We start from the raw sequence: 12,130 nt of genomic DNA on the forward strand, positions 1-12,130 counted from the left end.
CCCTCCTTACAGCAGGAAGGAGCGCGATGAATGCAACAAAGATTATAGTCAACTAAATTCGAAAACAGAGAAAATGTCAGAATACAACAGAAGATCATTTTTAAAATCAGTAGCTGCCGCCGGAGTGGGACTTGCAACCGCGGGAAGTCCCTTTCTATCAAAAGCGAAAACCACGCAATCGCCAACTCCGATAGGAATCATCGGGCTGGACACATCTCACAGCCCGGCCTTTACGGATATCATCAACAACTCACCGGATATTACCGATTTCAGGGTAGTGGCGGCTTATCCGCACGGAAGCCGAACGATTGAATCGAGCTACAGCCGGATACCTGAGTACACCGAACAGGTGAAGGAGATGGGCGTAGAGATCGTCGATTCGATTGATGAATTGTTAGACAGGGTAGAAGTCGTGTTACTGGAAACGAACGACGGACACCCTCATCTCGAACAAGCACTCCCTGTTTTAGAGGCGGGAAAACGGCTGTTTATTGACAAACCGATTGCCGGAAGCCTGGAAGATACCATTGCAATCATGGAAGCATCAAAAGAATACAATACACCGATTTTCTCATCTTCCTCTTTACGATATATTGAAAAAGCACAGGCCGTCCGCCACGAGAATTTGATAGGTGATGTGTTAGGTGCCGATACATATAGCCCAGCAGTTCTCGAAAAATCTCATCCGGATTTCTTTTGGTATGGTATTCACGGTGTTGAAATTCTTTACACGGTGATGGGCACCGGCTGTGAATCCGTCAAACGTGTGAGTACAGAGGATACGGATATCGTAACCGGAAAATGGAAAGATGATCGGCTCGGCACCTTCCGCGGTACTCGATCGGGTCCGCACAGTTACGGCGGAAGAGCCTTCGGTTCAGAAGAGATTCTTGATCTTGGAACTTACGAAGGATATGAGCCCTTACTTTTAAAAGTGCTGGACTTCTTTCGAACAGGACAGTCTCCGGTCAGTATGGAAGAAACATTGGAGATCTACGCATTCATGGAAGCCGCCGATGAAAGTAAACGCCGGGATGGCGAGGCCGTCACTATCGAAGAAGTTCTCACAAAAGCCCGCGGTTGATGCAGCAACTGGATTGGATTGTATTGGCGCTGTTTTTCCTGGTGATGGTTGTGATCGGGTTTTGGTCGTTCAATAAGGTTGGCGACTCCGGTGACTTTTTCGTTGCCGGAGGGGAACTGCCGTGGTGGCTGTCTGGGATTTCACATCACATTTCCGGGTATAGCGGGGCCGTCTTTGTTGCCTACGCAGGATTGGCCTACACGCATGGATTTGCAATTTACGTCTGGTGGGCATTTACCATTTCTGTGACCACCATTTTTGGCGCTTTTTTCATTGCTCCGCGATGGTCGAGACTTCGGAATAAACTGAATATTGAATCTCCAACGGAGTACCTGAAAACCCGGTACAATCTGCCCACCCAACAGTTGATGGCATGGAGCGGTGCCTTGCTCAAACTCTTTGATGTTGGTGCCAAATGGGCTGCCATTGCCGTTCTGTTGAATGTGTTTACCGGAACATCGCTGCTCTTCGGTATTTTGCTGGCGGGAGGTATTTCGTTGATCTATATCACCGTTGGCGGGTTATGGGCTGATGTCTGGACCGATTTTGCACAATTCATCGTCCAGATTGTTGCGGGATTTGTCATGTTTTTCGTCACCTTAAACATTCTGGGAGGGTTTGATTCTATCTTTACCATGTGGGATCAGCTACCATCGGATCACGGGAACCTCTTCAATGATCCCTATACTCCGGGCTTCGCTTTGGCTTTCCTGTTCATTAATTTCATGAGTTACAACGGCGGGACCTGGAACCTGGCTACCCGGTATATTTCTTCGCCGATGGGTTCGGATGCCCGGAAAGCTGCTATTTTTTCAGGACTCCTGTATCTGATTTGGCCGTTGATCCTGTTTTTCCCGATGTGGGCTGCGCCGATACTTTTGCCAGGGCTGGAAGATCCTACCGAATCCTACGCTTTGTTGACTCAAGAACTTTTGCCACCGGGCTTGGTGGGATTGGTGTTGGCCTCCATGTTTGCCAATACGATGTCCATGACCTCATCCGATGCCAATACCATTTCAGCGGTTATTACACGGGATATCTTGCCGAATCTCTCTGTGAAATTTCAGGATATGAAGCGGGACCAATCCCTGTTATTGGCACGAATTTCCACGTTTGTCTTTACGGCATTAACACTTGTCATTGCCATCAATGCAGAATCGTTTGGTGGAGTTTTAGGGTTGCTTATTTCCTGGTTTGCTGCCATAGTCGGCCCCATTTCCATCCCCATGATTTTAGGACTTGTTGCCACAATTTCGTCACTGCGATTCCAAAGCAGCAATTATTTCAATCACGGGTGGTTTGATGAGTTTTATCGTTGTGAAGTATTTGATCGTATCGATCCAGGTTGTGCAAATTGCCACCCCGTTTTTTGTATCCTTTATTCTGTTTTTACTGATGGGCTGGCTGAACAGAAACAAAGACGTTTCAGAAGAAGTGGATACACTGTTGGATCATTTAGAAGTTGATTTTATCGATTAATTGAATAATGTGAGTATTTTGGGGTTGAAAAGTAATTTGAAAGAATTCGATTTGAGATAACATGTTAATGAAAGAGGACTTACTAAAATTCTATAAAGATCATTTGGTTGATGAGTTCATTCCGTTTTGGTCCAATTCTTTAGATCAGAAGCATGGAGGTGTGTTCACCTGTTACGACAATCTTGGGAAAAATCTTGTAAGCACGGATAAGTACACGTGGTCGCAGGGAAGGTTTCTATGGCTTTGGTCAAGAATTGCGAGAATGATTTTAGAAAATAAGTTACCCGGAATGGTCGAAGAATATCAGTTTCATCTTGAAAAAACAGTTTCTTTCATAGAGAAAAATGTTTTCCTGGAAAATGGTAATTGTGCTTTTTTACTAACAGCAGATGGTAGAAAAAAAGAAAGTATTCCTGGGAAAGGCTATGATACTAGTATATATGCAGATTGTTTTATTGTGTTAGGCCTGTCTGAGTATGCAGCGTTAAAATGTGACAAACAGTTGTTTGAGAAAGCATTAACGTTGTATAAAAGTATCCGAAATAGAGTAGAAATTGGTAGCATCCGTAGTGAACCTTATGAAATACCTGAAGGTTTCAAAGCGCATTCCATCCCAATGATTTTACTAAACGTAACGCAATGTCTATTTAACACTTCTCAAATAATCAATCATTCAAAACAAGATTTAATAAGGGAGTATAAAATTGGGTATATGCAGCAAATTATGAACGTTTTTTATCAGGATGACCATAAAATAGCTGAATTCATACAAATGAACCCCTCAACGAGTTCTAATAGCCTGTTAGAACGCCATATAAATCCAGGGCATGCAATAGAATCTATGGGTTTTGTATTACAATCAGCTCAAGAGGAAAAGCATTCAAACTATATTTTAAAAGCTGTTAGTGCTATAGAAAAAGCTGTCAATGTAGGTTGGGATTCAAGGTATGGAGGAATCCTTAGGTTTACAGATGATAGTGGAACAGAACCTACTTGTGAAAAACCTGATTTTTCTTACGAAAAACTGATATTAGAAAGCTGGGATCTGAAATTATGGTGGCCGCATTCAGAAGCACTTTATGCCACTTATTTCGCTTATCATTTAACGGGGAGCGAAAAGATGCACAAGTTATTCAAGAAGATACACGACTATACGTTCAAAACATTTCCAAATCCTGATAAAAAAATAGGTGAGTGGATCCAGATTCGTGACAGAAAAGGTAAACCGAAAGAAACAATAGCTGCCCTTCCTGTTAAAGATCCATTTCATATAATGAGAAATTTATTACAAATGATAGAGCTTCTCACTTCAAATCAAAATAAGTAACGCTTATAAGAGTAGAATTATAATTATATGAACATTCAAATTTTCGACACTAAAAAAGAGTTAGGTAAACAATCAGCGGCAGATGCGGCTGAAAAGATACGATCTGCCATTCAGAAAAAAGGAGAAGCCAATATTATTCTGGCCACCGGGGCCAGTCAGTTTGAAACATTAGGCCATCTTGTTAAGGAGTCTGATATCGATTGGTCAAAAGTTACCATGTTTCATCTGGATGAATATGTGGGTCTGCCTGAAACCCATCCTGCAAGTTTCAGGAAATACCTGAGAGAACGGTTCGAACAAAAAGTACCGCCATTGAAAGATGCACACTATATTAGTGGAGACAGTGGTAATCCGAAGCAGGAGTGCCGGCGATTGAATGAAATTATATCAAAAATAGATATCGATGTAGCGCTTGTAGGGATTGGCGAAAACGGACACTTAGCATTCAATGATCCGCCAGCGGATTTTGAAACTGAAAAACCGTATATCGTTGTGGAACTGGATAAAGCTTGCCGGCAACAACAGATGGGAGAAGGATGGTTTGATTCGATTGAAGATGTTCCCAAAAAGGCGATCAGTATGTCGATCAAACAGATCATGAAATCAAATCATATTGTCTGCTCTGTGCCCGATCAAAGAAAAGCGGAGGCTGTAAAAAATTGTTTTGAGAGTGAGGTTACAAATATACACCCGGCATCTGTCCTGCAAGTTCATCCAAATTGTACGGTCTATTTAGACCAGGAATCGGCTTCGATGCTGACGCTGGATTACAACTAATTTATGCAAAAAATGAACATTCCCGGATTTGTTGATCTCCAGGTAAACGGATACAAAGGCGTTGATTTTTCAAGTTCTGATCTGACCGTAGAACGATTCCAGTTTGCTTGTTGGGAACTCATCAAACAGGGCACGATTTTGTTTCTCCCTACCATTATCAGTAGCTCAGAAGAGATCTATCAACAGAATCTCAAATTGATATCGGAAGTCATTGAGGAAACAGATCTCAAAAATTACATTCCCGGTATTCACCTCGAAGGCCCTTTTATTTCTGATGTGGACGGGGCCCGGGGAGCACACAATCCAAAATGGATCAAAAAACCGGACTCTTATTTCTTAGATCAGTTGGTGGAATGGTCTGGCGGGAAGATAAAACTGTTAACCATTGCCGCGGAGCTGGATGGTGCCGATGAATTATGCAGACATGCCACCGATTTGGGAATTAAAGTTTCATTGGGGCATCAAATGGCGAGCCAAGCTGATCTTCAAAGACTTTCCGATTCTGGCGCAAGCTTGCTGACGCATCTGGGAAATGGAATCCCTCAAATAATTGATCGCCACGATAATCCAATTTGGGCTGGGTTAGCAAATGATGATCTCACAGCGATGATCATAACCGATGGACATCATTTACCGCCTTCATTGATTAAGACAATCCTGAAGGTTAAAGGAGCTTCAAACACAATTATCGTCAGTGATGCTTCCCCCATAGCAGGTCTCTCTCCCGGGAACTATTCAACACTTGGAAATAAGGTGATCCTGAAGGAATCAGGCCGTTTGTATAATCCTGAAACCGGATATCTGGTGGGTTCTTCATCTACGATGATCGATTGCATGAACTATCTGCATTCATTACAACTCTTGAATAAAAAAGAGTTGCTTGATGTTGGATTTTTTAATCCTTTGAGATTCCTAAAGATGGATCCAGATGAGATTGCAGACCGATTTAACTCGCGGATAGAACTCGACGAATATTTTATTTTTTTTGATGACTCAATTTTTTAGATTCTCCCAAAGAAAAGAATTCGAAACTAATCTGAGATATATCTGTTTTCTATTTTTATGCTTTATCTGCTAACTAAAAACACCAGTTTATGAGATCAACCGTTGAACGACGAGATAGTATTATTCAAATTATTCAAAAAAATGGCAAAGTTCGGGTCGATACATTAAGTGATAAATTCGATGTTTCAAGTGTTACTATTCGTAATGATTTAGATTTTTTGGAAAAAAAAGGAATCGTCCATCGGACACATGGGGGAGCTCTTCTGCGAAAAAGTGTTTATGAAGATCCCAGTCTTGAAGAGAAACAACAACTTTATCGAAAGGAGAAACAGAGAATTGGTGAGAAAGCCGTAGAGCTTATAAAAGACGGGGATTCGATTCTACTCGATTCAGGAACAACCGCTATGGAAGTTGCCCAGTGTTGAAATGGTAAAAAAAATCTCACTGTCATGACGAATGCGATCAATCTGGCATTAAAACTCGGAAATCTTGAGAGTGATATTAATGTAATGCTGACAGGTGGAACAATCCGTAAGGAGTCGTATTCGCTGGTAGGTCCTGATGCCGAAAAAATGATCAGTAACTACTTTTTTGATAAACTTTTTTTAGGGGTAGACGGGCTTGATATAGAGCATGGATTAACTACCCCTAACCCTATGGAAGCACAGTTAAATAGAATAATGGTTCAACGTGCTCAAAAAGTTATTGCTGTAACCGATTCAAGCAAGTTTGGCCGGCACAGCTTTTCATATATTTGTGATTTAGATGTAATAAGCAGTCTTATAACCGATAAAAATATTACTGAAGAGTTTGAAAGGCAGTTGTTTAAACGAAATATTGAGGTTATAAAAGTATAGGTATAATATCGGACAGTTCTTGAGGATAGGACTCTTGTGGCTTTGTTTCTCTTTTATCTGTTTTCATTTCTAAAAGGCAAAACTCATAAGCGGCCAAATGTTCTTTTTGTAATCAGATAAGACCAATATAAGGTATTTGATTTGAGGATATGCGGCACCCGATTATATAGCAGTGTTTATAAAGCGGTTTTTCGGGATTTTAAAAATTCAGAGATAATATTTCAGAACATTATCTCAAAAATTTTAAAAATATTTTTGAAAGTTCGGATCCATTAAGAAATTGAATTCTGTTACAGGCTGATTTCACACCCTTTGATGCTTTGAGATTTAATTTCTGTCGCTATCTGAAGTGGAAGTTAGTAGTTTTTAGAATCTCATTGTAAAAATCTTAAATAGTGATGTCATATTTCATTCTGCTAAAACTTCGTCAACTTTTTCGTCAATCTCTTCTACTTGCTCTGTGCTCTCTTCAACAATAGCCAGAAGGAAAGTGGCTATGATGGCAACAATCATTCCAATCAGTGTTACCGTATGTGGAAAAACGGAGTAGAGCACAAGAGATATTACAATTGTAATAACTGGCGCAATGGCATTTGTAAGCGGTGATACTACAATGGCTTTACCGTATCGGTACGCAAAAACAAGACACAAGGCACCAATTGAATTCAATATTTGAATTAAAAAGGCGAGGTAAGGACCTTTGAAACCCCAGTTAATTTCTTGTGAAAAGTCTGTCATCATAATGGCGATAGGGGAGAGCAGAACTCCTGTCAGGGCCATGTAGAAAAAGATACTTTCGGCGCTCATGGTTTCGTTGGCAAATTTCATAAAGAATCCCTGAATTCCCCAAGCAAAAAATACGCCCAGAGCTAACACCAACCACCAGTATCCTTCTACAGTAGTATTATCCGGTGGTTGATAGGAGAGAAGTGGAATGGCAATCAATGCCAGTATAATTCCAATCCATCCTTTGGTATTGGTTTTTTCTTTCAGGATAAGAATGGAAAGAAGAACTGTGATAACGGGAGAGAGGGCTATAATCGGAAAAATAATATATGCCGGCCCGATACTAACTCCATGAAACAGGATTAGCTGACCACCGGCACCTAAAAATCCGATGGCTGTCCCAAGTAGAATAGAACGTTTGTCGTATTCAATTTCCCAATCTACAAGTTTAAGAGCTATTAGAGCAGGCGGGATCATGGTTAGAGACCAAACTACGTAGCCAAGTGTGGCCGGGAAACCGGCTTGTTCTGTGATTTCAATAAACGCTCCCCAAACACCCCAGAATATTGTGGTAACAAGGGCAAATATCAGCCAGACTTTAGATTTCATAGCATCGGTTTATTTTAGTTATTAATGAATTCCTGCAAAGATTCTTTCAGGCCTGCGGTTGATTGATCATGTTCAATTTAGCCTGAACCAGGTGGTTCACTTGCTCAATGGCAGAAGGAAACACCTTTCTCAAATCGATCTCGTCATTGTCTTTTAGATCCTTTTGCAAGGTATTCATAAACATATCTTTGATTTCTGTGGCAAGGTTAATTTTTCGAATACCAAGCGGAATGCTTTTTTTAATTTGAATATCGGGAATGCCGGAGCCGCCATGAAGTACGAGCGCAGCAGGTGTGGCTTTATTAATTTTGGACAATCGATCCAGGTCGAGATTGGGTTCCGCTTTGTAAAAACCATGTGCCGATCCGATGGCCACAGCCAACGCATCGACACCGGTTAGGTCAACAAATTTCTTTGCTTCATCCGGATCTGTGAAGCCTGATTCTTTCTCCTGGGCCTGTCCTAATTTTGCCACATAACCAAGCTCAGCCTCAACATTGGCGTTATACTTTTTTGCCAGATCAGTGACACGAGAGGTAATCTCTACATTATCAGAAAACGACTTTTCACTTGCGTCAATCATTACTGAGTCATAACCGGCCTCCAGACATTGTTGAATTAGTTCGTAAGAGTGAGCGTGATCGAGGTGAAGCCATCCCTCCACATTGTGTTTTTTAAGGGCAGATCTTGCAAGAGCAACGGCAACATCTAATCCAAGATAATCAAGAGTGCTGGGGCTGGTCTGTAAAATGATGGGAAAACCGGTGGCTTCAGCTGCTTTAAGTACACCGGTAAGTGTTTCGTAGTTATAGAAATTTGTGGCAAGTAAAGCCTTTCCTTCATTTTCAAGCTCTTTAAATTTTTCCTGTAAAGTCATATGATTTTGATCTTATTGTTTAAATTCTTTTGCTGTTTCTAATACTTGATTATAGCTTTTTATGGCACTAATACCACCGGGCGCTGTCGTTGATACAGCCGCTGTTTTATTTCCGAATTCTAAACACTTGCCTAATTCTAATCCCTTTAAATGGGCTTGAATAAATCCGGCATTAAAACTATCGCCCGCTCCTATCGTGTCAACTATATTAGGAACTGGTAGTGATTTTAGTTCAGTTCTATTCCCATTGTTAAACATTAAAACTCCCTTTTCTCCTCGTTTAATTACAAAACAAGTATCGTGATGAGCCACCGAGTTTAATGCACTCTCAAGATCAGCTTGGTTGGTGAGCTGAATAAATTCTTCTTCATTAGGTAAGAAGAAATCTAAATTTGGCAGGATGTTTTCGAGATCTACATCCCATAGCTCGTTGGGATCCCATTGGGTATCCATAGAGGTTGAAACTCCCAAATTTTTTGCCCTTTCAAATAGTTGACTTAACTCTTTCTTCAATAATGGTTGAAAAAAAATGGCAGATGTATGGATATGTTTTGAGGATCGAAGTATATCATTTGAAATTTCATCCACAGACAAATGCTCCATAGAACCTGGGTAGGTTACCATCATTCGATCATCATCAATAAAAAGAATAATGGTTGCACCGGTTCGAAGAGAATTATCTACAATAATTGAGTCGATACCCACATGGTTTAACCTCAATTTATTTAAGAGAAATTTTCCGAAAGAATCATCTCCCAATTTTGAAATAAACTCTACTTTTGAACCAAGTTTTGCAATATTACAAGCAAAAATTGCCGTTGAGCCACCCATCGTTAAGTCCATCTCTCTGGCCATTTGCTCTTCCCCTATTTGCGGTGGTTTGTTGATTTTATTCAAAATCAGATCAACATTTAAATCGCCAACAACCAGAACATCAATTTTTCTTTTTTCCATGTTAACGTACACTTTCTACAGTTGTCTTTTTTTCAAACTCTATTACGTCAGAGAGTTGCAGCATTCCTAAATCAGGGTTAATGCAATTTGCGGCTCCACAGGCGGTTGCTGTTTTTGCAATGGTAGAAAGTTCTTTCTCTTTATACCAGGCATGAAGCAGGCCAGCGGTTAAACAGTCACCGCTTCCAACTGTGCTTACTATATCCTGCACCTTGCAAACTGCATGTAATATTGAATCTTGATATCCCAAAAAAAGACCATTGGCTCCATCCGTCAGAGCAACAACATTGCAGTAGGTTAATAGTTTTTCGGTGTATTCAACGGGATTGGTATCTGTCCCCAATAAATCTTTAGCTTCTTTTTTATTAATGTGAATTCCGAAGGGTTTTACGTCAAGAGCTTGTTGTAATCTTTTGCCACTTGCATCAATCCAAAGGTCCGTGTTATTCCGTTCACAAATTGAAGAAAGTCTTTGATATACATCTTTCGGGCAATTTTTGGGCCAGGATCCACTGACACACATTGCTTTTACTTCAACTGTCTCTTTCTCAATGACCTTGAAAAAATCATTAAGAGATTGATTTGAAATTCTGGGACCAATTTCGAGGATTTCGGTATTGTCCGTTTTATTATTTTCTGAAGTTAGAATTGTTAAACAAGTTCTGTTCCAACCTTCAACATGAACTCCAACGCTGGGGACATTATATGAGCTGCATTTAGTCTGAATCCAATCTCCTGTAGGCCCACTCCAGAAACCAGCTATTTTTGTATCTGTTTGTAATTCTTTTAAAGCAAGTCCCACATGCACACCTTTTCCACCGGGATAGAATTTTTCATCTATGCATCGGTTTACTTTTCCTGTTTGAAGTCGCTTAAGATGAAGAACCTTATCAACTGACGGATTTGGACAAATAGCCAGAAGTGATTTATTAACATTTTCTTTTGTAATAAGTTTAGATATAATATTTCTTAAAGCTGGAATTGCCATGTTTTATAATTTAAATTTATAATTTTTAATGAAAATCAGTTGTAAATAGTTACTCCCTTCACGACCCGGGATATTACATTGTTTTGTGAAGGTGCGTCGGGATCTAAGCCCAGATCAAGTGATTTGTAATATCCAAGTATTTGAGCCGGGAGAACATATAAAACAGAAATGAAGGGCGACACTTTTGCTGAATTGTTGAGGTTAAAAATAATTTTTTGATCCAGTTCAACTTCTTTTGCCTGATTTTTATCACAAAAAACACCCATACAGTGCATTGCTATCCCGTCTTGTTGTATTTCATTAACAAGATCTTTCTCATACCTAAAAACTTTTTCGTCTGGCGAAAATAGAAATACAATAACGGTTTTATTATTTACAACCGCTTTTGGACCATGCCTGAATCCAAGAAAAGAATCGTGCTTGCCAACAACCTTACCGTCCGTTAGTTCCTGGACTTTGAGATGCGATTCTTTTGCAATTCCCTCCAGAGGCCCCGATCCCAGGAATACAATTCTGTCAAATGACTTGAATGAAAGATTTTTTAATCCTGTGGAACAGCTCTTAATAACCTTTTTAGCACTATCGGAAATATTTTCAATAATTTGAGCATGACCATCTGATTTCTGTGAAGTGGCAATGTATAATGCTGTTAGAATCATTGATGTAAAGCTGCCGGTCATAGCCAATCCTTTATCTTCAGATTGCGGCGGCAAAATAATAGTCAGTCCATTTTCTAATTTGCTTACCGTTTGAGCAAGTTTACCATGTGCATTACAGGTAATAGCAATATGATGTACTTCTTTGTTAAATCGTTCTGCTATATCAACAATTGCATTGCTTTCGGGGCTGTTTCCAGATCGTGCAAAAGAGATTAAGAGTAGTGGAATATCAAAATCAACAAGACTTTTAAAATGGGTTACCAGTGAGGTAGTAGATATCGCCCTTGCATTCACTCCGGGCATGAATTTAAAATAAGTTTCAACAGTTTCCCCAATAAAAGATGAACTTCCAGCACCCGTTAGAATTACATTTAATTTTTCTTTTTTATATAGAGGGTTTAAAAAACCTTGAATTCTTTTGTCGTTATTTGTTTGCTCAATAGTCTCTACCCATAGAGCTGGTTGTCCTTCGATTTCTTTCCTTGTATGAATGGTATTTGTTTTTTCAATATCCATAATAAAATTTGAATTGGTAGACAAAAAATGTAAAAAAACTCAAATTGAATTTTATATGTAGTTATTATCTTTTACGAAAATTTATTTTCGTATTTCTAAGCGAAAATAAAGAATATTTTTTAAATAAAAATAAAAAATAATAAACTATAAATATTGTTTATTATTTCTTTTTAGTTTATTTAATTAACTTCTGTAGTAGAAATAGCTTTCTCATTGTTTAAAAAATAACTGATATGGTTTCTAATAAATTACTTTTAAAAGTTTTGTAGTAT

10 protein-coding genes and 1 pseudogene are annotated in these 12,130 nt (G+C 39.5%); 6 read left to right on the forward strand and 5 right to left on the reverse strand.

Annotated elements, in window-relative coordinates:
* The first annotated feature begins 73 nt into the window (after nt 1–73).
* The 6 genes and pseudogenes from U5K72_05660 to agaR all read left to right on the forward strand — a co-directional run bounded on the left by U5K72_05660 (nt 74) and on the right by agaR (nt 6,529).
* Nucleotides 74–1,084 carry a Gfo/Idh/MocA family oxidoreductase gene (locus U5K72_05660; GenBank protein MDZ7718291.1) on the forward strand — a complete coding sequence of 337 codons (1,011 nt, stop codon included), beginning with the start codon at nt 74–76 and terminating at the stop codon, nt 1,082–1,084.
* The gene (locus tag U5K72_05665; GenBank protein MDZ7718292.1) at nt 1,084–2,550 is read left to right on the forward strand and encodes a sodium:solute symporter family protein; all 1,467 of its coding nucleotides are present in this window, start codon (nt 1,084–1,086) and stop codon (nt 2,548–2,550) included. The genes U5K72_05660 and U5K72_05665 overlap by 1 nt, the downstream gene beginning before the upstream one ends.
* A gap of 74 nt (nt 2,551–2,624) precedes the next feature.
* Nucleotides 2,625–3,890 carry an AGE family epimerase/isomerase gene (locus U5K72_05670; protein ID MDZ7718293.1) on the forward strand — a complete coding sequence of 422 codons (1,266 nt, stop codon included), beginning with the start codon at nt 2,625–2,627 and terminating at the stop codon, nt 3,888–3,890.
* Nucleotides 3,891–3,917: 27 nt separating this feature from the next.
* Nucleotides 3,918–4,667: a glucosamine-6-phosphate deaminase gene (locus U5K72_05675; protein ID MDZ7718294.1), complete on the forward strand. Its 750-nt coding sequence runs from the start codon at nt 3,918–3,920 to the stop codon at nt 4,665–4,667.
* Between the two features lie 12 nt (nt 4,668–4,679).
* A complete protein-coding gene (locus U5K72_05680; GenBank protein MDZ7718295.1) occupies nt 4,680–5,672 on the forward strand; it encodes a hypothetical protein in 993 nt (330 codons plus the stop codon).
* 89 nt (nt 5,673–5,761) lie between these two features.
* Nucleotides 5,762–6,529: pseudogene (gene agaR, locus U5K72_05685) on the forward strand (transcriptional repressor AgaR).
* A gap of 408 nt (nt 6,530–6,937) precedes the next feature.
* On the opposite strand, the gene U5K72_05690 reads toward agaR, so the two are convergent.
* Genes U5K72_05690 through U5K72_05710 form a run of 5 tightly spaced genes read right to left on the reverse strand, consistent with a single transcriptional unit; the run spans nt 6,938 to nt 11,858 of the window.
* Nucleotides 6,938–7,864 (reverse strand): EamA family transporter, encoded by a 927-nt coding sequence (locus tag U5K72_05690; protein MDZ7718296.1) that lies wholly within the window; start codon nt 7,862–7,864, stop codon nt 6,938–6,940.
* Nucleotides 7,865–7,910: 46 nt separating this feature from the next.
* Complete coding sequence (locus tag U5K72_05695) at nt 7,911–8,741, reverse strand: class II fructose-bisphosphate aldolase (protein MDZ7718297.1); 831 nt, start codon at nt 8,739–8,741, stop codon at nt 7,911–7,913.
* Between the two features lie 12 nt (nt 8,742–8,753).
* Nucleotides 8,754–9,695 (reverse strand): carbohydrate kinase family protein, encoded by a 942-nt coding sequence (locus tag U5K72_05700; protein ID MDZ7718298.1) that lies wholly within the window; start codon nt 9,693–9,695, stop codon nt 8,754–8,756.
* A 1-nt stretch (nt 9,696) separates the two neighbouring features.
* A complete protein-coding gene (locus U5K72_05705; protein ID MDZ7718299.1) occupies nt 9,697–10,683 on the reverse strand; it encodes a PfkB family carbohydrate kinase in 987 nt (328 codons plus the stop codon).
* A gap of 35 nt (nt 10,684–10,718) precedes the next feature.
* A complete protein-coding gene (locus tag U5K72_05710; GenBank protein MDZ7718300.1) occupies nt 10,719–11,858 on the reverse strand; it encodes an SIS domain-containing protein in 1,140 nt (379 codons plus the stop codon).
* Nucleotides 11,859–12,130 lie beyond the last annotated feature (272 nt).

This window comes from Balneolaceae bacterium (assembly GCA_034521495.1).
Classification (GTDB): Bacteria; Bacteroidota; Rhodothermia; order Balneolales; family Balneolaceae; genus Rhodohalobacter.

What these genes read in the sequence shown, in the direction of transcription:
- U5K72_05705 (MDZ7718299.1), bottom strand. Translation starts at nt 10,683, where the DNA reads ATGGCAATTCCAGCTTTAAGAAATATTATATCTAAACTTATTACAAAA.
- U5K72_05675 (MDZ7718294.1), top strand. Translation starts at nt 3,918, where the DNA reads ATGAACATTCAAATTTTCGACACTAAAAAAGAGTTAGGTAAACAATCA.
- U5K72_05660 (MDZ7718291.1), top strand. Translation starts at nt 74, where the DNA reads ATGTCAGAATACAACAGAAGATCATTTTTAAAATCAGTAGCTGCCGCC.
- U5K72_05695 (MDZ7718297.1), bottom strand. Translation starts at nt 8,741, where the DNA reads ATGACTTTACAGGAAAAATTTAAAGAGCTTGAAAATGAAGGAAAGGCT.
- U5K72_05710 (MDZ7718300.1), bottom strand. Translation starts at nt 11,858, where the DNA reads ATGGATATTGAAAAAACAAATACCATTCATACAAGGAAAGAAATCGAA.
- U5K72_05690 (MDZ7718296.1), bottom strand. Translation starts at nt 7,864, where the DNA reads ATGAAATCTAAAGTCTGGCTGATATTTGCCCTTGTTACCACAATATTC.
- U5K72_05665 (MDZ7718292.1), top strand. Translation starts at nt 1,084, where the DNA reads ATGCAGCAACTGGATTGGATTGTATTGGCGCTGTTTTTCCTGGTGATG.
- U5K72_05670 (MDZ7718293.1), top strand. Translation starts at nt 2,625, where the DNA reads ATGTTAATGAAAGAGGACTTACTAAAATTCTATAAAGATCATTTGGTT.
- U5K72_05700 (MDZ7718298.1), bottom strand. Translation starts at nt 9,695, where the DNA reads ATGGAAAAAAGAAAAATTGATGTTCTGGTTGTTGGCGATTTAAATGTT.
- U5K72_05680 (MDZ7718295.1), top strand. Translation starts at nt 4,680, where the DNA reads ATGAACATTCCCGGATTTGTTGATCTCCAGGTAAACGGATACAAAGGC.